This is a genomic window from Sporosarcina sp. P3 (assembly GCF_002743415.1).
Classification (GTDB): domain Bacteria; phylum Bacillota; class Bacilli; order Bacillales_A; family Planococcaceae; genus Sporosarcina; species Sporosarcina ureae_A.
Genome location: NZ_PDZE01000003.1, coordinates 74,622 through 93,792, shown reverse-complemented (window position 1 = coordinate 93,792; position 19,171 = coordinate 74,622). Strand labels below are relative to the sequence as shown.

Genomic DNA, 19,171 nt, shown 5'->3' with positions numbered 1-19,171 from the left:
AATTGAAAGGCGTGTATATAATGAATGAAGAATTAGTACTGAAATATATTGTGGCGTGCACGAATCTGTATGGGATTGTACCTATTGAAAAAGTAATTGAGATCTACAATGACCAAAATGAAGAAAAGGTTTTACTGAATGAAGTGGAAAATTTCTTGCAGTCAGAGCAAGTAAAAGCAGAACTAGAGGGGAGTTTCGTTTATATTCAATCCAACGAATTTGTAGCTGAAGCGACTAGCGAAGAGGATGAAACAGAAATCCTAAAACGAAATGCAGCCGGTAAGCCGTATTATGTACCAGAAAAAGATGAATTACTGCGATTCATTGACGAAGAATATTTTCAAGAAACATCAGAGCAGTCAATAGTCAAGGATATGCTAAAACAGGACTTCGGTGATCAATTGGATGTAGACGAAGAAGTATCCGAACTAGTATATAATTTGCAAGTCAGTGGCGGTGACTTCATGACGGAACTTTCATTATTTATATCCGGGTTGGAACTGCCTATTAAAGAATCCGAGCGCTATATCCCGGCAATTGTTGAATTAGCCGAGACAACTAGATTATGGGAAAACCGTGGGCATACTATGAAAGAATTACAACAGCACTAATTAGTTCATTTCAATAGACAATGCTTAACTCTGCAAGATAGAATAAGGGTACATTAAACACTTTGGAGGATACTACTCATGATCTTAAAGGAATTAACTGCAAAAGAAGTACAAGAGCAACTAGAAAACGGTAAAGAACTGAATATCATCGATGTACGTGAAGACAACGAAGTAGCAGAAGGCATTATTCCAGGTGCGCAACACATCGCGCTTGGTGACCTACCTGTTGCAATGCATGACTTAAATACTGAAACTCCTTACATCCTCGTATGCCGTTCAGGCGGCAGAAGTGGTCGCGCGCAAGAGCTGATGGCAGACGAAGGATTCGATGTAACAAACATGGTAGGCGGCATGTTAGCTTGGGAAGGAGAAACAAAATAATTTGTAAAACCAAAGCTGTCATAAGAAGTGAAAATCTTCTTATGACAGCTTTTTTGTGTTTGCATTCTTCCGTAGAGTGTCTCATTTGTTGCGTAGTAACGTAGTGTGTGCTTATAACACTTCAATTACACGTTTAAAAGCTGTACGTCGTTGTGGGCGGTGACTCAGGGAAGATAAGATCTCCGGGGGCTTTCCTGAACGCATCCGCCTGGAACGCGGTGCATTGATACCTTTACCTTTGAAATTCTATTGCGTAAGCAAAGTGATCTTCACTTTATATAACTCTAAATGGTTATCATCTACTACGTAGACATAACCTTAAAAGACCAAGCGTATAGTGAAAGAAAAAGGCGGTGTCTGTATGAAAAAGTGGCTTGTGGCAGGGTTGCTAATATTTTTCTCGTTAGGTGGAGTGTTATACGGAGTCAAAGCATCTGATCGTGGCTTCTTTCTGCCCTCAGAACTCGGTGGGGTAAGTATTCTCATTGATCCTGGACATGGCGGGGAAGACGGAGGTGCTTCGGCAGGTGAACTCATTGAAAAAGATATTACATTGAACATCTCTCATGAAGTGAGTAAACTATTGAAGAAAAAAGGTGCAACTGTAGAAATGACGAGGGAGAAAAGCGGCGACGCAGTAGCGGAACATGCACCATCCGAGACGTTTACTTCAATGCGTAGCAGGAAGTTCGCAGACCTGAAACTACGTGAAAGCATGGCAATAGAGTCTAAGCCAGATCTATTTATTAGCGTACATGTTAACGCAATTCCTGAAGAACGCTGGAGAGGGGCGCAAGTGTTCTATCATCCAGGTGGTCATCCGGAAGGTAAGCAACTGGCGACATCCATACAAAATGAGTTGCGTGATCAGTTGAAAAATACAGAGCGAGAGGCCATGAAAATCACGGGGGTCTATTTATTGAAAAAAGTACCAGTGCCGGCTGTGTTGGTGGAAACAGGATTCTTATCCAATCCGGAAGAAAGAAAACTATTGGCAAAGAAATCGTATCAGAAAAAAGTGGCTGCAGCCATTGTAGATGGAATTGTGAAATACCAACTTGCTGAAGAACAATGAAGCATATGACGTTTTAGTGAATAGGGAATATGATATACTGAAAGGGAGTGAATGAATTCAGTTAGGAGTGTTACATGTGATTAATGAACAACAAGTCCGTGAACTGATTGGCGCATTGGAAGATCCGTTTTTACATAAAACATTGGCAGAAACGAATGGTATTGTCGGTGTAACCATTAAACCGGAGAAAGAACATGTCAGTGTTAAAATCGCGATTGCGAAAGTGAATACCGGAGAGCAATTGACGCTACAATCAAAAATAGTCGAAACGTTGAAAGAAGCAGGAGCCGACTCGGTGGGCATTCGATTTGAAGAGCTACCTAAAGAGGTGTTAGAACAATTCCGTGGTACAGAAACGGAAGCAATAACTCAAGATATCTTATCGCCTTTATCCAATATTGAGTTTATCTCGATTGCATCTGGTAAAGGCGGCGTAGGAAAGTCTACGGTGTCCGTCAACTTAGCAGTAGCTTTAGCTAGACGCGGCAAAAAAGTTGGGTTGATCGATGCAGATATTTATGGATTCAGTGTTCCCGATATGATGGGTATTACTGCTATGCCTGAAGTCAAGGAAAATCGTATCATACCAGTGGAACGTTTTGGTGTCAAAGTGATATCAATGGGCTTCTTCGTTGAAGATAACGCACCCGTTGTATGGCGTGGACCTATGCTTGGGAAAGTGTTGGATCAGTTCTTCCGCGACGTGGACTGGGGCGAATTGGATTACTTGTTGCTTGACTTACCACCAGGAACAGGTGACGTGGCGCTTGATATTCACCAAATGATTCCAGCTTCAAAAGAAATTGTCGTTACTACTCCACACCCAACCGCAGCATTCGTTGCAGCACGTGCAGGGGCAATGGCGTTACAGACTGAACATGAATTGCTCGGTGTGATTGAAAACATGTCTTGGTTTGCATCGAAAGCAACAGGTGAGAAAGAGTATGTCTTTGGACAAGGCGGCGGTATTCGTCTTTCTGAAGAACTGCGTACGGAATTATTAGGTCAAATCCCTCTCGGTCAGCCTGACTGGAATGAAACGGATTTTGCACCTTCCGTCTATGCAGAAGATCATCCGATAGGAAAAATCTATTTAGACGTTGCCGATACAGTAATCGAGAAAAGGCAAAAATAAAATGTAACAGACGAAGAAAGGATTACTTGCCTTCTTCGTCTGTTTTTTCTTCTTTGCCGCCCCCCTCCTTAGAGGATTCTTCTGCAGTACCTTTACCTGCCTTCATAATTAGTTCTTGCCACTTCGCTTGCATGAGGGGGCTATTCATCGTGTCCTCTATGGCCTTCTCCATTTCCTTCTTGAGCGTAGCCGAATTCACAATGTTTTCCATCTGTTTCATCATGTCTGGTTGACCAAAAAACTTCTCCATTTCTTTTTGAAAAGAAGCATCTCCCATCAAATCTTTCATGATATCCGCTTGTTGTTTTTTCATGCTTTTTGCAATGGACTCCGTGAATTTAGGGTCTTCAAAAGCCGTTTTCCAAAAACGTTCACCTTCTTTAGAAAGCAATACATTCTCAATACTCTGCTTGACTTCGGGCTGTTCGAGTACTAATAGCTCCCTGAACTCAGGATCAGTCATCAATTTACGGAGTGCCTTTTTTCCGTCTTCCGTTTGGATTGCATCTGTCATCATCTTTTTCATTTCATCATAGCTTGGCGCTGCCTGATGACCTCCGCTGCAACCCGTAAGGAATAGAAGGAATAGAAAAAGAACTGCAAATTTTTTCATTCCACTCAACCTTCCACTTGTATTTTCATTTATTGTTCACAATATAAGAAGGAATATGCATGAATCGTTCAATGAAATAGATTTTTTAGTCGATCGTTGATACACTAGGATGGACATGATAAAAAGGGGAACAGTACTGTGACAATACGAAATTGGGTTAAATTTTTCTTGCGCGCAATGGCAATTGGCGGAGCGATTACAGCGGTTGTCGGTCTAATTGTACGTTGGGACTTTTTCTATGGATACTTACAGGCAGGCGAGATATGGCAATTTCTTGGTGCTTTCTTATGGATGATTTTCTTAGGATTTACAATGAGTGTAGTTGCACAGATGGGCTTCTTTGCTTATTTAACCGTCCATCAATTTGGCGTGAATATGTTCCGTACGCTAACATTATGGAATTGGGTGCAGATGCTGATCATAGTAGTCGTACTGTTTGACTTAGTCTTTTTCCGTTTTCAATTAACGAAAGCAGACACAAGTCGTACGTTTTTGTATATTTTCTTACTCATCACCTTAATTGCAGTATCCGTAGTGACGGCATACTTTAAAGCACAGTGGACAAAAAAACATGCATTAATTTCTGCATTATTCTTCATGGTGGTCATCACGACGCTTGAGTGGTTACCGGCGCTAATGGTCACTTCAGGGAACAAAGATGAATGGGTAACGATTCTTTTATTTCCGCTACTTGCAGTGAATGCGTATCAGTTATTAATATTGCCTAAATACAACAAACAATCCGATGTTGATAAAGCAAAGCTGGATCAACGCAGAACTGAAAGAAAAAACGCGAAAAAACAAGCGAGTAAGTCCCAAAAAAACTGACTGGAGATTTTTTTCCAGTCAGTTTTTTATTGTGGAATTTTTTTGGTTTTTACAGATGATCGAAATAACAGGTCCTCTACGGATTGAAAAGTGCGGCTGGCAATTAATCGTTGAATTTCAGCTGTGGCTACGTGTTCGTTACGGGCATACGGCACGACAATAATTTCACCCTTAGAAGCTTTCGGTAATGTGCCGCCAGACCACCGGACAGTAGATCCAAGGGCATTGATTTCTGCTTCGCTTAATTCTTGCAACAGTACTAAGGGGAATTCTTCATCGGCTGTACGAAACCAAAGAGGTCGCTTGCTAAACAATTCTTCAAACGTATGGAGTTGCTTGCTCAACAAATTGGGATCACTTTCATAATCTTTCCCTTCCGTCCCGAGTAATGCAACAGGTAAAGAACGCTGTTTAATTTGCTCTGTAATGTGAGGGAAGCGTGAAGCCCAGTCACTATCGATAAACAATAAAGGATAGGGTTGTGATAACTTTTCAAGAAGTTCCTCCACTTCTTGATCACCGAATGAAATATTGATGGTCAATGCAGAACCTTGTGTACCTTTCACTATCACCGCAGGTTGTTCGGTCAATCGGAAAACCGTCTTCAAGGTAGAAGAGGGCTTGGCCAATTGAGGAATAAAAGCTAAGAATAGTGCAATCAATACAAGAAGGAAGAGAAGTTTTTTTATCATGCCAATCTCCTTAACTATGTGAAGTCTAAACTATTATATGAAAAACCCTTGACGTATATGACTATGCCCACTATAATTAAAAAAGCTTGAGTGATTTAAAAGTATTTGTTGCAGAGACTTAGAAAACATGCTATAATGGTTTTTGTCGTCAAACGTATTACATTTATTATTATTCCGCAGTAGCTCAGTGGTAGAGCAATCGGCTGTTAACCGATCGGTCGTAAGTTCGAGTCTTACCTGCGGAGCCATTTTTTATGCTTCCATAGCTCAGCAGGTAGAGTGCTTCCATGGTAAGGAAGAAGTCGCCGGTTCGAGTCCGGCTGGAAGCTCCATGAACACTTTCATGGCCCCTTGGTCAAGCGGTTAAGACACCGCCCTTTCACGGCGGTATCACGGGTTCGAATCCCGTAGGGGTCACCATTTAACATGTTAAAGTTATGCAAGGAAGCAAGTAAGAGAAAGAAGGAGCGTACTCAGGTACGTGACTGATTGAGCGAATGAAGCCTGACGCAGCAATGCGAAGCTTATCGCAATTTTAACACGGTGGGGTAGCGAAGTGGCTAAACGCGGCGGACTGTAAATCCGCTCCCTCCGGGTTCGGCGGTTCGAATCCGTCCCCCACCACCATGTTTGTCTTACCTTTAGAAAAGAATAACTAACTATTCGTTGGGGTATAGCCAAGCGGTAAGGCAACGGACTTTGACTCCGTCACTCGTTGGTTCGAATCCAGCTACCCCAGCCATTTTACTAATGTGTGAACAATTCTATATTTTACATGTCGATTCCTTTTATTTTAAAAATAAAGGGTTTTTTTGTTGACTAAAATCCCCAATCATATAGAACAATTTGAATAATCATGTATAATGAACTGTATCACATATAGGTAGTTTATCTTGTATGCATGATGAAAAATAACTAGGTATAGGGATAGTGGTATAGCTATGCAAGAGTTTCTAAACGGTATGGATGCATTTGTTGAGTCTAGTAGTGAAAAAGAATTACATAAGGTTCTTAGTGATATTGCCTATACATTAGAACAGGCAGCTATTGTCGCAATCACCGACTCAAAAGGAACAATTCAATACGCCAACGAACATTTTGAAAAGATTTCCAAGTATTCAAGAAAAGAATTAATTGGTGCTAATCAACGTATTGTCAACTCGGGTTATCATAATGCAACATTCTTTAAAGAGATGTGGGCCACGATTGGGAGAGGCAATACTTGGCGTGGCGATATATGTAATCGTGCCAAGGATGGTTCAACTTATTGGGTAGACACGACAATTGTCGCATTTTTAAATGATAAAGGGAAACCCTATCAATATATTGCGATTCGCTATGATATTTCCGTGAGAAAGAAAATGGAATTAGAAATTCGAAAAAATGCAGATCTTTATGAAATTATTACAGACAATGCATCTGATTATATTGCCGTCATTGACCGGCAAGGGAAGTTTTACTACGTTTCCCCATCCTTTCAGAAGCTTCTTGGGCATTCGGTTGATGAACTATATTCCAACTCATTCTATTCATATATCTATAAGCAAAATCGCCAAAAGGTAGAAAAGAAGATTTTACAATTTGGAAAATATCAACACCAAGCACTTAATTTGGAATATTCTTTTTTAGATAGTAAAAATGGGTTACACATCATGGAAGCAAAAATTGATGAAGTAAAAGATTCGGTTGAATATAAAGATAAACTTTTAGTCGTCATGCGAGATGTCACAGAACGTGTGAGATCAGACGAGAAAATTAGATATCTTGTCTACAATGACCAATTGACATCCTTAATGAACCGAAATTCATTTAGAGAACAGTTGGCACTAGCATTTGAAAGAGCACGTACCCGCAAGCAAGTATTTGCTCTCGTGCATATGAATATTGATCGTCTACGCTATGCAAATGATTTACTTGGACATGAAGCAGGAGACTATTTATTAGCAATGGTTGGAGAAAGGCTGAAAAAGAGAACAGGTCCTGAAAGCCTGTTAGCTCGTATTGCAGGAGATGAATTTGCGTTCATTATATCAGGATTGCCAGACGCAGAAGAGTTTTATCATCATGCGGAAAATATTCGTAGCTTCTTAGAACAGCCTATCCAAGTTGGAGAACAAACCTACACATTGTCTATAAGTTGCGGTGTATCTATGTATCCTGAACATGCAGACCACCCTTCTGATTTGATCACTAAAGCTACATTGGCATTAGGCAAGGTCAAGATGCACGGTGGTGGAGACACGGTTATGTACCAACCAGGAACTTCAAAGGTGTCATTAGAGCGAATTTTGCTGGAAAATGAATTACGTAAAAGTGTGCAACAACGACATTTTTATCTTGAGTATCAGCCAAAAGTGTTGCTGGACACTGGCGAATTGACAGGCGTGGAAGCACTTGTACGTTGGAATCATCCGGATTTAGGAGTGATTCCTCCTAATAAGTTCATTCCGCTTGCTGAGGAAACGAAAATTATCATACCGCTCGGGGAATGGATTTTACGTGAAGTGTGTAAGCGCGCAGAGATAGAGGTGGCGGCTGGTGAGACATGCCGATTCGCTGTGAATGTCTCCACAGTCCAAATGAAAGAAGAGGGATTTGTTGACACTGTCTTGAATATCATTAAAGAATACCATGTACCACCTGAGATGCTGGAGCTGGAACTGACGGAAAGCTCATTTATGGATACAGAAGGTATGAAAGAGTCCATTCAACGACTTCGGAGTACAGGTATTACTGTTGCAATTGACGACTTCGGTACAGGGTATAGTACGTTCAGTTATATTAAAGAACTTCCAGCCGATACGTTGAAAATCGATATGGCGTTTGTACGAGATATATTGGAGAATGAAAACAGTCAGGCCATTGTCAAGGCAATTGTAACACTTGCTGATACAGCAGGTTTAAATGTAGTAGCGGAAGGAATAGAATTACCAGAACAAGCAAAAATGCTCTACAACTTAGGATGCCGTGAAGGTCAAGGTTACTACTATGGTCGACCGATGTCATTAGAAGGTACGAAAGAAATGAGAGATTTTCTTTCTACTTTTAAATAAAGAATACAGATGGGAGGATTAGCTATGCGCGAGTTAGATATTTCTCTAATTGGAGTACCTGTAGATCTTGGTCAGAGTCGACGTGGAGTGGATATGGGACCAAGTGCGATTCGATATGCAGGAGCGATAGAGCGTTTGAAAGCATTAGGTCATCACGTAACAGATGTAGGGAATATTTCTGTTTCTCCTATCCACGATGTATCATGTAATGAAGTTGGGTTGAAGAACTTAACAGAGGTGACAGAAGCGACTGAAGAACTTGCTAAGACAGTTTCGACCATTGTAGGAAACAACAAGTTTCCATTAGTACTTGGCGGTGATCACAGTATCGCAATAGGCACGCTTGCGGGGTTGGCGGAACACTATAAAAATCTTGGCGTTATTTGGTATGATGCGCATGCAGATATGAATACAAGCGAAACGTCTCCTTCAGGAAATATCCATGGTATGCCACTCGCGGTCAGCATGGGGCTAGGACATGAGCAATTGGTGAATGTGCATAAAGAAGGTGCGAAAATCAATCCAGAAAACGTGGTAATTATCGGAGCGCGTTCAGTAGATCCTGGTGAACGGCAATTGATTAAAGAAAAAGGCGTGAAAGTGTTTACCATGCATGAAATCGATCGTTATGGTATGTCAGCGGTCATACAGCAAACGCTTGAATATTTTGCTTCAAGACAGGTAGATGGTATTCATTTGTCATTAGACTTGGACGGTTTGGACCCCCTTTATACCCCTGGGGTTGGAACACCGGTACCAGGTGGGATCACATACCGTGAAAGCCATCTAGCTATGGAATTGCTAGAAGATGCAAATGTTATTACATCCGCGGAATTCGTCGAAGTAAACCCTGTACTGGATGAGTATAATAAGACGGCAGATGTGGCAGTCGGACTTATGGGATCGCTATTCGGTGAAAAACTACTATAATCTATTGAAGTGATTAAAGCCTACTGGTTTTAATCACTTTTTTCTATTGAGGAAGCCGCTAGCATTGGCAGGAGGAATAATGATAAAATAGTTATGGACATAATAAATGAAAAAAGTGAAACTAAATGAAGCTTCTAACGTATATAAAGGGACAGCCGCATAGGAGCGGGAGTGAAGCCTATTGGACGAATTAATTAACAAACGAGTAAAAGAAGTTTTACATGGTAATCAGGAAGCTTTTGAGGAAATTGTCATCCATTTTCAGCACCGTCTATATCAAGTGTGTTACCGGATGTTAAACAATGCAGCGGAGGCGGAAGATATTGCACAAGAAGCCTTTGTGCGCGCCTACGTAAACTTGGAAACCTTTGATCAAAAGCGGAAATTTTCTACTTGGCTGTACCGTATTGCTACTAATTTATGTATTGATCGCATTCGGAAGAAAAAGCCTGATTACTACTTAGATGCAACGGTACCAGGGACGGAAGGCTTGAATATGTATTCGCAAATCGCAACGAATCAACAGTTACCGGAGGAAGAAGTAGAAAAGATGGAAATGAAAGATCGTGTTCAGTACGAAGTAAACAGGCTGCCCGATAAATACCGTACGATTATTATTTTGCGATATATGGAAGACCTACAGTTGCAGGAAATCGCTGATATTTTGGAGATGCCACTCGGCACGGTAAAAACACGAGTGCATCGAGGAAGAGAAGCGCTTCGGCAACAAATGGGGAGTATGTAGGAGGTTGGATTCATGGAAAAATGTCCTAAACATGTTGTCCATTATATGCATGCGTTTTTTGATGGTGAGATCACCAATGAAGAAGAGCAGATCATGAATGAACATTTGAAACTATGTGGAGAGTGCAGAGAAACATTTGAAGAACTAGAGCAAACCGTTACTCTATTTAAGGGAATAGATGTAGTGGAAGCACCAGTAGGATTTGTCGATGGCGTGACAGCAAGATTGCCAAAACAAACGATGAAGAAAGGTCCGAATAAGTGGTTCCGACAGCATCCATTTATGGTGGCGGCTGCGATGTTTTTACTACTAATGAGTGCATCTTTCTTCTCGAGTTTTGAAAATGAACAGCAGTTTTCATTTACGAAGCAGCCTAATTTAGTTGTTGAAGGGGAAACAGTTGTTGTTCCAGCAGGTAAAACGGTTGTAGGAGACTTAGTCGTGAAGAATGGAGACCTTCGAATTGAAGGAGAAGTGGATGGCAATGTCACAGTCATTAAAGGGTCTAAGTATATGGCTTCAACAGCCGTTATAACAGGATCAAGTGAAGAAATCAACGAAATCTTTGATTGGCTGTGGTATAAGATGAAATCCGTTGCAAAAGATATTATTCCTACATCAAAGGAACAAAAGCTTGAAGATGAATGAAGAAATAGAATGTAAAGTGATGCGGCTTCTGAGCTTACGCATCACTTTTTTACTTTTCATTCAGATGTACAATACCTTTTAGTTGGGCATGTTAGTTGGGAATTATGTTATACTAGATGCATAAGAACTTTTTAAAGGTAGGGGAAGCACATGCCGGGTTTGGAGCAAGTAACAACATTAGCACCAATAGAAATACTGAAAAATATTGTGGATGTGCTTCTTGTTTGGTTCGTACTCTATAAGTTAATTACTATTATTAAAGGAACAAAAGCTGTTCAATTATTGAAAGGTATTTTCGTGATTTTAATAGGCCGCTATATAACGGAATGGCTCGGTTTGAAGACCCTTCAATGGATGATGGAGGAAGTACTTCGATTCGGTTTTTTGGCTGCAATTATCATATTCCAGCCTGAATTACGTAGAGCCTTGGAGCAACTAGGCCGGGGGAGGCTCTTTGCGCGGACTGCCATGCAGGAGGAGGAAGAGCGTGATCGCTTAATTGAGGCATTCGTTAAATCCGTTAGCTATATGGCGAAGCGGCGAATTGGTGCGTTAATCACCATTGAAAAAGAAACAGGTCTTAGTGAATATATTGAAACAGGTACCCCTATGAATTCACATATTACTTCCGAACTTCTTATTAATATTTTTATTCCAAACACGCCATTGCATGACGGTGCGGTCATTGTGACGAAAAACCGTATTGCTGCTGCGGGTTGTTATTTACCATTGTCAGAAAGTGCGTTTATCTCCAAAGAACTTGGAACACGACATCGTGCTGCGCTTGGTATCAGTGAGGTCACTGATTCGGTAACTATCATTGTTTCAGAAGAAACCGGTGCCATCAGCCTAGCCGTAGAAGGGGAAATCAATCGTAAATTAGATATCGAGGAGTTCGAAAAACTATTACGTATTTCCTGGTTCGGTAACACTACAGGACAAACAGATACTTCTCTATGGAAGTGGGGGAAGAGAAAAAATGGATAAATTCATGGATAGCCCCTGGTTTTTACGACTGACTGCTCTTTTTTTAGCCATTATGCTGTTTTTATCAGTAAAAGCTGAGGATCAATCTAGTCGTAATACAATAGGTGATATGTTTGATCTTATGCAAGATGTACCCGTAGAAGTATATTACGATACGGAGAATTTGGTAGTAACCGGAGTACCTGACATGGTCAATATGACAATTGAAGGACCAGCCCAAATTGTCCAGACTACAAAATTGTTAAAGGATTTTACACTGAAATTAGATTTGCAAAATTTGACACTCGGTGAACATAATGTACGTATACAAGCAGAAAACTTATCAGACAAACTGGATGTTCGACTTGACCCTGCAACAGTGAGTATCAATATTGAGGAAAAGGTAACTCAATCATTCCGTGTCGATCCAGAGATGAATACCAGATTACTAGCAGAAGGCTATGAAGTGAAAAGCATGGGAGTTCAACCCTCTTCGATTAATGTTACAGGTGCGAAAAGTGTTGTGGATGCAATTAGTTTCGTAAAAGCTTCTATTACAAACGAGGGTAGCCTGGATAAGCCTTTTGAGCAAAAATCTCGTGTTCGCGTATTGGATCGTGACTTAAATAAGCTTTCCGTTTCATTGGATCCAGAAGAAGTCACGGTCAAAGTAGATATTCAGGAATATAGTCGTGAAGTTCCGTTAACGTTGCAACAGAAAGGACAATCACCGACTGGAATAACCGTTGAAAGTGCTGCACCCGTAGATCAATCAGTTCGCATTCACGGTCCAAAGAGTGCAGTAGATGCAATCAAAGAAATTCCAGTAGAACTGGATATCACTAAAATAACTAAATCCGGAAAAGTGGAAGCAGACATAAAGAAACCTGAAGGGATTACTAAAGTGACACCTTCCAAATTAAAAGTTCAGGTGAAGGTTTCAGGTGAAACTTCTGATGTTTCAAAAAAGACGGATGATAGTAAAGAATCGTAATGCTCGTACCAAATGTGATCTACTAAGATCAGATCGAAAGGAAGAATACAACATGACACAGTATTTTGGAACAGATGGCGTCAGAGGTGTAGCAAACAAGGAGCTTACACCTGAACTGGCATTTAAATTAGGCAGAATCGGTGGATACTTATTCACTAAAGATGCAGAAGAAAAAGCAGAAGTGCTAGTAGGAAGAGATACACGGATTTCTGGCTTAATGCTTGAAAATGCCTTAATCGCAGGCCTATTATCTGTTGGTGTGGAAGTGATGAAGTTAGGCGTAATTAGTACACCAGGCGTAGCCTATTTAACACGTGTCATGAACGCTCAGGCAGGCGTTATGATTTCAGCATCACATAATCCCGTTGAAGATAATGGAATTAAGTTCTTCGGAGATACTGGCTTTAAATTAACTGATGCACAAGAAGAGGAATTCGAAAAACTATTAAATGCAGAAGAAGATACATTACCCCGTCCGGTTGGAGGGAACGTTGGAACCATTACGGAATATTTTGAAGGCGGTCAAAAATATATTCAATACTTGAAACAAATTGTCGATGAGGACTTCGAAAATATCCATGTAGCGCTTGATTGCGCACATGGAGCAACATCGGTCTTGGCAACCCATGTATTTGCAGACTTGGATGCAGATCTGACTACAATGGGTGCTTCTCCAAACGGCTTGAATATCAATGATGGCGTTGGATCTACACATCCCGAAGCGCTTGCAACACTTGTAGTAGAAAAAAGTGCAGATATCGGTCTAGCATTTGATGGTGATGGCGATCGTCTAATCGCAGTTGATGAAAAAGGTAATATCGTCGATGGCGATCAAATTATGTTCATTGTAGCTCGATACTTACATAGCAAAGGCAGATTAAAATCAGATACAATTGTCTCCACTGTGATGAGTAATTTGGGCTTCTATAAAGCTCTAGAGGAATTTGGCATGAAGAGTGTTCAAACAGCTGTAGGCGATCGTTACGTTGTAGAAGAAATGCGTAATAATCATTATAATCTTGGCGGTGAGCAATCAGGCCACATTATCTTCATGGATTACAATACAACGGGAGATGGCTTGCTAACGGCATTGCAACTTGTTAACATCATGCAGCAAACAGGAAAAAAATTATCGGAACTAGCTAGTGAAATGAAAGTGTATCCACAGAAACTTATTAATATTCGTGTAAAAGATAAATATGCGGTCATGGAAAATATGCGTATTGTCGGAGTGATTAATGAGGTAGAGAAAGAGATGAATGGCCAGGGAAGAGTACTAGTGCGTCCTTCGGGTACGGAGCCTCTCGTCCGTGTAATGGTCGAATCTGAAACAGAAGCACAGTGTGTAGATTATGCAGATCGGATCTCACAAGTAGTAAAAGAAGAAATGGGTCTAGAGTAAATATGGATTTGAGCTGGTAATAGATATTCTATATTACCAGCTCTCTTTTTATAGAGATAGAATACCGGGGAATCAGAGGTATAGGCTGAAATGGGGATGCTTCCGCTGAACGGAGAGGAAAATTGTGAGTCAAAAAAAATACCAGAATATGCTAGCACAACGAACAGAGAATATCTTTGAAGAGTGGAAAGCGCGTGGTAGTTTAACGGAAAGGGAATTATATTATTTTCTTCATAAATTGAAGGGAACGTCCGGGACAATCGGATTGCAACAGTTGTCTCTCTTTTGTGCGTCACAATTAGAGATTTTGACGTCATCCAACGATCAAAAAATACCTGTTTCTTCATTAGAAAATTTGAAGAATCGTATTCGTTCGCATTTTGATAGTACGATTGACGTGAAAAAAGAAGAATTTCAATTACCTGATCGCTATATCAATCGTCTGGATACAGAAACGTTCGTTCTCATTATTGATCAAGATTTAGAATTCGTGTCTTACTTAAAGGAATTGCTTGAGAAGCTTGGAGCTCAAGTAATTATTTCATTGAATGGGAAGCGTGGAATTGAACAGTTCTACTCTATGAGACCAAGTATTGTCATCATAGATGCAAAATTACCTGATATGACAGGCTTTGAAGTGCTGGATCAAATTGCAGAACCTGCGCGACAAAAAAACACGACTTTAGCCATCTCAAGTGAAGAAGTGACGAAAGAAATTCTTATTGAAACGTATCGTAGAGGTGCTATGGATTTGATTTCAAAACCTTTTGATATGGATGTCTTTTTCCCTTATTTGTTCAATCGGCAAATGCGTCAGCATGCGATTAGTAGCAGTATGATTACAGATAGCTTGACGGGTGTGGGGAATCGACGCTACTTCGATGAAACCATTAATATATTGGCTAAAAAAGCCGATCAATCTGAAACGACTTTTTCACTGGTCATAATAGATTTGGATCATTTTAAACAAGTAAATGACCTGTATGGACATCCTGCAGGCGATGAAGTACTGCAAAGGTTTGGGGAAATTATTAAAGAAGAAAAGCGCGAAGGTGATTATGGCTTCCGTTATGGCGGAGAAGAATTTGCTTTATTATTCGATAACATCCATGCAGAAGATACAGTGCATGCCGTTGAGCGAATTCGAGAAAAGTTCAATGACGCTATATTTACTTCTAATGAAGAGACGTTCGAGGTGACCTTCTCAGCAGGCAGTGCAACATATGAAGGAAATACTGCCAACTTGGTATCTGCTGCTGATCAGGCACTTTATGAAGCAAAGCGTTCAGGACGAAATCAAACGGTGATTTACGACCAGAGTAAACGAAAAGTCAAGCGTAAATTGATCGTCATTATCGTTGACGATGATTCATTCATCAGGCAAATTCTTCAGCAAACGTTGCTAGGATTAAAGTCTTCGGATATTGATATTACAGTGAAAACGTATGCTGATGGACCTTCGTTTCTAGAAGATGACTGGTATAGTCCAGACGCTTATTTTATCGTACTACTCGATGGTGTCATGCCAAAAATGGACGGTCTTGAAGTATTAAGTCGATTAAAGAGTGACCATGCCAAAACAAATGTCACGGTATCCATGATGACGGCTAGAAAAAGTGCAAATGATATTAAGGCTGCGCTCTGGCTTGGAGCAGACGACTATATTATTAAGCCATTCCAACCAGCAGAAGTACTCGGACGAATCGATAAATTAGCTAATCGGTTATTTGATAAAAGAGAATAGAAGGAGGTGCCCACTTTGACACATGTAGGAAAAAAAGTGTTAGTTGTAGATGATGAAGATATTTTGCGTATGTTGCTCACGGACACTTTGGAATTTGAAGGATTTCAAGTAGAAGAAGCTGAAGACGGAGTAGAAGCTTTAGAAAAGATCGGAGGCAAGCAATACGACGCCATTCTTTTAGATTACATGATGCCACGTATGACAGGTTTGGAATTATTAGAGCATCTACAACCGCTAAAACTGACAACGCCTATTATTATGCTCACTGCGAAAGCGCAGCAAGCGGATCAGGACGTTGCTCTAGCTAAAGGGGCCTCTTATTTTGTACCCAAACCATTTAGCCCGAATGAACTGGCCGAATTAGTTAAATCACTATTTTGATTAAAGTGCATATCTATATAGACAAACAGAACGTCCTCTCCATTATGGAGAGGACGTTCTGTTTTAGTCGTTCTGTGGATATAAAATCAGTCCATCCGATCGTTCCATAGTCTCCATGATAATGGATGATAAATTGCTGAGAGGATAAGGTTTCGTCAAAAATTCACTAACATGAAATTTCTCCATCAGTAGCGGTTCTTTTTCTAGTGAAGAAGATATAACAATAGGAATTGATTCCGTTTGAGTATGATCTTTCATTTTACTAATCAGATCCCAGCCACTTTCACCTTCGTCTAGCATTAGATTAACGACGACTGCGGCAGGTTTCCTTTTTTCTATACATGCAAATGCTTTGCTTACTTTGGAATGATGAATGACTGAAAAATCTTTGCTTGACAGCTCTTCACCAAGTAATAAGGGAATACTCACATCATCTTCCACTATCACCACCAAAGGTTTATCAAAGTCGATTTTTTCTGTTGATAATTGCTGTTTTAAAGGAAGGGAAAAGAAAATAGTCGTACCTACATTTTCTTCAGAATCGGCCCAAATCTTTCCATTATGATCTTGTATAACCTCTTTACAAATAGATAGACCGAGACCTGTACCACCAATTTTTCTACTATAACTATTATCGAATCGATAAAATTTCTCAAAAAGATGTCCAATAGTATCTGAAGGAATTCCAATGCCTTCGTCCGCTATGGAAACAGTAACAGCGTCTTGTTGATTGAACAGAGTGATGTTCACACTTCCACCGTCAGGAGAGAATTTAATGGCATTTCCCACTAAATTCGTGAATACTTGCAAAATGCGATTATAGTCGGCTCTGACCATGGATGAATAAGTTAGATCTTGCACTTTTATCGTATGGTGAGGTGATTGAATGAGTAAATTAGCCACAGCCTTTTCGACCACTTCATTGATTGATATATCCTCTATCGTGTACGATTGACGACCAGCTTCCATCCGCTGAAGATCTAAGAAATCATTAATAAGGGCAGTTAGGCGGTTTGCCTCGCTATGAATCGTCTCAAGATACCGTTTCTTGCGGGTATCATCCATATCTTTGTTTAGTAAAAGTTCAGAGAATCCAAGGATGCTAGACAAAGGTGTGCGTAATTCATGACTGACAGTCGAAACCAATTCTGTTTTCATTTTATTGACTTCGTGTTCATGAGTAATATCACGGTGTACGAAGATTGTACCGACTTTTTCATCTTGAATAATAATAGGGACACTATACACATTCATGACCCGAGATTGTTCAGAAGGTAGTGAAAGTACATATTCGTTAGTAATGAATTTCGTGGATTCGGATTGAATTGCCTCATCTAGAAATGCTTTGTAACGGACAGGATCATGGATTTGTTTTAGAAAATTCTCCGTCCACTCTTCTCGAGACCATGCGTTATGCTCGGTTTCAGGCTCCATGCCCAGTAAATCGAATAAGGCTGCATTATACTTATCTTTCTCATCTCTATTTGAAACAAAACGGATGCCTTCATTGATGCTATCTAGGATGTTTCGATTCAACTGACGTTCGTGACTAATGAGTTCATATTGCTCAATTCGGTCCACTGCAATGGCAATTCGCTTAAGCAAACCGTATAAATCTTTTTGATCGTCTTCCGTAAACGGTTTGCCAATACGTGAGAGGACGGACACGACGCTTAATTCATTATCGACATTATAGATACCTACCACAAAGTCATAGACATATGTAATACTGCTAGCTATGCCTTTTTCATATTCCGCTTCCCGCTTGATAATGAAATAGGACTCTGTTTCAAGTCGGGTTCTTATATACTCTAGCCGTTCGTATTTTATTTCATCAAAAAATTCTTGTGAAATTCCTTTTAATGCATGAATTCCGCTGCTAGGAAGCCAAAGAAAACCTAAATCGGATTGATAGACTTGATTTAAATAGTCGAAAGTTTGATCGCATACTTCTTGCTTATCCAGTGAGAATGAAAGGATATGACTCAAGCCATTGTAACGTTCCAAACGAACTCGGGAAAAGCGAGCTTCTGATAAAGCGAATTCCATTTTAGTCTGGCGATTGAATAATTCATCTTGCTGTGTAATTAATTCTTCGTTTTGAGAAAGGAGATCTTGCTCATTCATTTGAATGCGCTCCATCATTTTATGGATAGATTGTGAGAGTGCGCCGATTTCATTCTCTGTCTGAATGGGGTGGAATAGTACTGTGCCTTCTGTTTCATACTGATCTGCTGCATGTGTGATTTCTTCTATTGGCTTAACCACACGGTGGATAACGTTCCAAACCATATAGATTGGAATAAGTAAGAAGATGAAGCCGAATATGGTGATGATTAAAAAGAAATATTTAGTTTGTTGCATCGTATGATCAGTTGCCAGTCTTTGCTTATCCTTTGAAGAGTCTTTGTATTCATTGGCATATTTAATGAAGCTATTGACGGTTAGATTAGCACCACTATTTGCCAGGTTCCGTAAGCTGTCATAATCATTTTCTTCAACAAATTGTATGGCTTTCGGGAGGATGACCTTTTCGTATTCGATTAAGAAGCTATCAATTTCCGCAATGATTTGTTGTTCTTCTGCGTTCAGTTGAAACGATCTAAATTCCTTGGAATGAGAATGAATATCTTCGATTGCTTGATAAGCATGGTTTAATTCATCCTCAATTTGAAACGCATAGTAACCCCGGATCCGAAAGAATAGATCTTGAATTGAATCAGATATTTCCTCTATTTGTTTCGATTTTGCATAAGAGTTTTGCTGTTGATCTTCTAGTTCATCCCAAGTGTTACTTGCATAGAAGTACATACTAGCCATTCCGACAATCGCGATGACTATTGAAACGATAAATACTTTTATGTATTGTTGGCGTATTCCTTTTTTTTGCACGACCCACTTACCCCTTCCTACTATCTCAACTACTTCTATTCTACCATTTGCTCGGCTATATACGTATAGAATTTTCAGTCA

At 40.1% G+C, this 19,171-nt stretch carries 17 protein-coding genes and 5 tRNA genes; 19 read left to right on the top strand and 3 right to left on the bottom strand.

Going from position 1 to position 19,171, the window contains the following annotated elements; genetic code table 11:
* Positions 1-20 precede the first annotated feature (20 nt).
* The 4 genes from CSV61_RS04720 (at position 21) to CSV61_RS04705 (ending at position 3,202) form a co-directional block, all read left to right on the top strand.
* Complete coding sequence (locus CSV61_RS04720) at positions 21-611, top strand: hypothetical protein (protein WP_083034217.1); 591 nt, start codon at positions 21-23, stop codon at positions 609-611.
* 78 nt (positions 612-689) lie between these two features.
* Positions 690-992 (top strand): rhodanese-like domain-containing protein, encoded by a 303-nt coding sequence (locus tag CSV61_RS04715; protein WP_099638294.1) that lies wholly within the window; start codon positions 690-692, stop codon positions 990-992.
* A 361-nt stretch (positions 993-1,353) separates the two neighbouring features.
* Positions 1,354-2,067: an N-acetylmuramoyl-L-alanine amidase gene (locus CSV61_RS04710; RefSeq protein ID WP_083034215.1), complete on the top strand. Its 714-nt coding sequence runs from the start codon at positions 1,354-1,356 to the stop codon at positions 2,065-2,067.
* 76 nt (positions 2,068-2,143) lie between these two features.
* Positions 2,144-3,202 (top strand): Mrp/NBP35 family ATP-binding protein, encoded by a 1,059-nt coding sequence (locus tag CSV61_RS04705; protein WP_099638293.1) that lies wholly within the window; start codon positions 2,144-2,146, stop codon positions 3,200-3,202.
* Positions 3,203-3,224: 22 nt separating this feature from the next.
* On the opposite strand, the gene gerD is transcribed toward CSV61_RS04705, so the two are convergent.
* Positions 3,225-3,815, bottom strand: a complete 591-nt coding sequence (gene gerD, locus CSV61_RS04700) for a spore germination lipoprotein GerD (RefSeq protein ID WP_099638292.1) — start codon at positions 3,813-3,815, stop codon at positions 3,225-3,227.
* Between the two features lie 138 nt (positions 3,816-3,953).
* Between gerD and CSV61_RS04695 the strand changes: the two genes are divergently transcribed.
* Positions 3,954-4,643 carry a KinB-signaling pathway activation protein gene (locus tag CSV61_RS04695; protein WP_099638291.1) on the top strand — a complete coding sequence of 230 codons (690 nt, stop codon included), beginning with the start codon at positions 3,954-3,956 and terminating at the stop codon, positions 4,641-4,643.
* Between the two features lie 26 nt (positions 4,644-4,669).
* Here CSV61_RS04695 and CSV61_RS04690 read toward each other — a convergent pair whose 3' ends face one another.
* Positions 4,670-5,335: a polysaccharide deacetylase family protein gene (locus CSV61_RS04690; protein ID WP_099638290.1), complete on the bottom strand. Its 666-nt coding sequence runs from the start codon at positions 5,333-5,335 to the stop codon at positions 4,670-4,672.
* A 173-nt stretch (positions 5,336-5,508) separates the two neighbouring features.
* Between CSV61_RS04690 and CSV61_RS04685 the strand changes: the two genes are divergently transcribed.
* The 14 genes from CSV61_RS04685 (at position 5,509) to CSV61_RS04620 (ending at position 16,198) form a co-directional block, all read left to right on the top strand.
* A tRNA-Asn gene (locus CSV61_RS04685) sits at positions 5,509-5,583 on the top strand.
* 8 nt (positions 5,584-5,591) lie between these two features.
* Positions 5,592-5,667: transfer RNA gene (locus CSV61_RS04680), tRNA-Thr, on the top strand.
* A gap of 13 nt (positions 5,668-5,680) precedes the next feature.
* Positions 5,681-5,755: transfer RNA gene (locus CSV61_RS04675), tRNA-Glu, on the top strand.
* A gap of 122 nt (positions 5,756-5,877) precedes the next feature.
* Positions 5,878-5,962: transfer RNA gene (locus CSV61_RS04670), tRNA-Tyr, on the top strand.
* Between the two features lie 40 nt (positions 5,963-6,002).
* Positions 6,003-6,077, top strand: a tRNA-Gln gene (locus tag CSV61_RS04665).
* Positions 6,078-6,276: 199 nt separating this feature from the next.
* Complete coding sequence (locus CSV61_RS04660; protein WP_099638289.1) at positions 6,277-8,388, top strand: sensor domain-containing protein; 2,112 nt, start codon at positions 6,277-6,279, stop codon at positions 8,386-8,388.
* A gap of 24 nt (positions 8,389-8,412) precedes the next feature.
* On the top strand, positions 8,413-9,318 hold the full coding sequence (rocF, locus tag CSV61_RS04655) for an arginase (protein WP_099638288.1): 906 nt from the start codon (positions 8,413-8,415) through the stop codon (positions 9,316-9,318).
* A 181-nt stretch (positions 9,319-9,499) separates the two neighbouring features.
* On the top strand, positions 9,500-10,063 hold the full coding sequence (gene sigW, locus CSV61_RS04650; protein ID WP_083034208.1) for an RNA polymerase sigma factor SigW: 564 nt from the start codon (positions 9,500-9,502) through the stop codon (positions 10,061-10,063).
* A gap of 12 nt (positions 10,064-10,075) precedes the next feature.
* Positions 10,076-10,711 (top strand): anti-sigma factor family protein, encoded by a 636-nt coding sequence (locus tag CSV61_RS04645; RefSeq protein ID WP_099638287.1) that lies wholly within the window; start codon positions 10,076-10,078, stop codon positions 10,709-10,711.
* A gap of 150 nt (positions 10,712-10,861) precedes the next feature.
* Positions 10,862-11,698 (top strand): diadenylate cyclase CdaA, encoded by an 837-nt coding sequence (gene cdaA, locus CSV61_RS04640; RefSeq protein WP_029053226.1) that lies wholly within the window; start codon positions 10,862-10,864, stop codon positions 11,696-11,698.
* A complete protein-coding gene (locus CSV61_RS04635) occupies positions 11,691-12,671 on the top strand; it encodes a CdaR family protein (protein ID WP_083034206.1) in 981 nt (326 codons plus the stop codon). Before cdaA ends, CSV61_RS04635 begins: the two co-directional genes overlap by 8 nt.
* A 52-nt stretch (positions 12,672-12,723) precedes the next feature.
* On the top strand, positions 12,724-14,073 hold the full coding sequence (glmM, locus tag CSV61_RS04630) for a phosphoglucosamine mutase (protein ID WP_083034205.1): 1,350 nt from the start codon (positions 12,724-12,726) through the stop codon (positions 14,071-14,073).
* Between the two features lie 124 nt (positions 14,074-14,197).
* Complete coding sequence (locus tag CSV61_RS04625) at positions 14,198-15,817, top strand: diguanylate cyclase (RefSeq protein WP_099638286.1); 1,620 nt, start codon at positions 14,198-14,200, stop codon at positions 15,815-15,817.
* Positions 15,818-15,832: 15 nt separating this feature from the next.
* Positions 15,833-16,198 carry a response regulator transcription factor gene (locus tag CSV61_RS04620; protein WP_099638285.1) on the top strand — a complete coding sequence of 122 codons (366 nt, stop codon included), beginning with the start codon at positions 15,833-15,835 and terminating at the stop codon, positions 16,196-16,198.
* A 63-nt stretch (positions 16,199-16,261) separates the two neighbouring features.
* Here CSV61_RS04620 and CSV61_RS04615 read toward each other — a convergent pair whose 3' ends face one another.
* Positions 16,262-19,090, bottom strand: coding sequence for an ATP-binding protein (locus tag CSV61_RS04615; protein ID WP_099638284.1), 2,829 nt, complete (start codon positions 19,088-19,090; stop codon positions 16,262-16,264).
* Positions 19,091-19,171: the final 81 nt, after the last annotated feature.

Coding starts and splice junctions, on each gene's coding strand:
- CSV61_RS04645 (WP_099638287.1), top strand. CDS start 10,076: ATGGAAAAATGTCCTAAACATGTTGTCCATTATATGCATGCGTTTTTT.
- CSV61_RS04720 (WP_083034217.1), top strand. CDS start 21: ATGAATGAAGAATTAGTACTGAAATATATTGTGGCGTGCACGAATCTG.
- gerD (WP_099638292.1), bottom strand. CDS start 3,815: ATGAAAAAATTTGCAGTTCTTTTTCTATTCCTTCTATTCCTTACGGGT.
- CSV61_RS04690 (WP_099638290.1), bottom strand. CDS start 5,335: ATGATAAAAAAACTTCTCTTCCTTCTTGTATTGATTGCACTATTCTTA.
- CSV61_RS04710 (WP_083034215.1), top strand. CDS start 1,354: ATGAAAAAGTGGCTTGTGGCAGGGTTGCTAATATTTTTCTCGTTAGGT.
- CSV61_RS04635 (WP_083034206.1), top strand. CDS start 11,691: ATGGATAAATTCATGGATAGCCCCTGGTTTTTACGACTGACTGCTCTT.
- CSV61_RS04660 (WP_099638289.1), top strand. CDS start 6,277: ATGCAAGAGTTTCTAAACGGTATGGATGCATTTGTTGAGTCTAGTAGT.
- glmM (WP_083034205.1), top strand. CDS start 12,724: ATGACACAGTATTTTGGAACAGATGGCGTCAGAGGTGTAGCAAACAAG.
- rocF (WP_099638288.1), top strand. CDS start 8,413: ATGCGCGAGTTAGATATTTCTCTAATTGGAGTACCTGTAGATCTTGGT.
- CSV61_RS04715 (WP_099638294.1), top strand. CDS start 690: ATGATCTTAAAGGAATTAACTGCAAAAGAAGTACAAGAGCAACTAGAA.
- cdaA (WP_029053226.1), top strand. CDS start 10,862: ATGCCGGGTTTGGAGCAAGTAACAACATTAGCACCAATAGAAATACTG.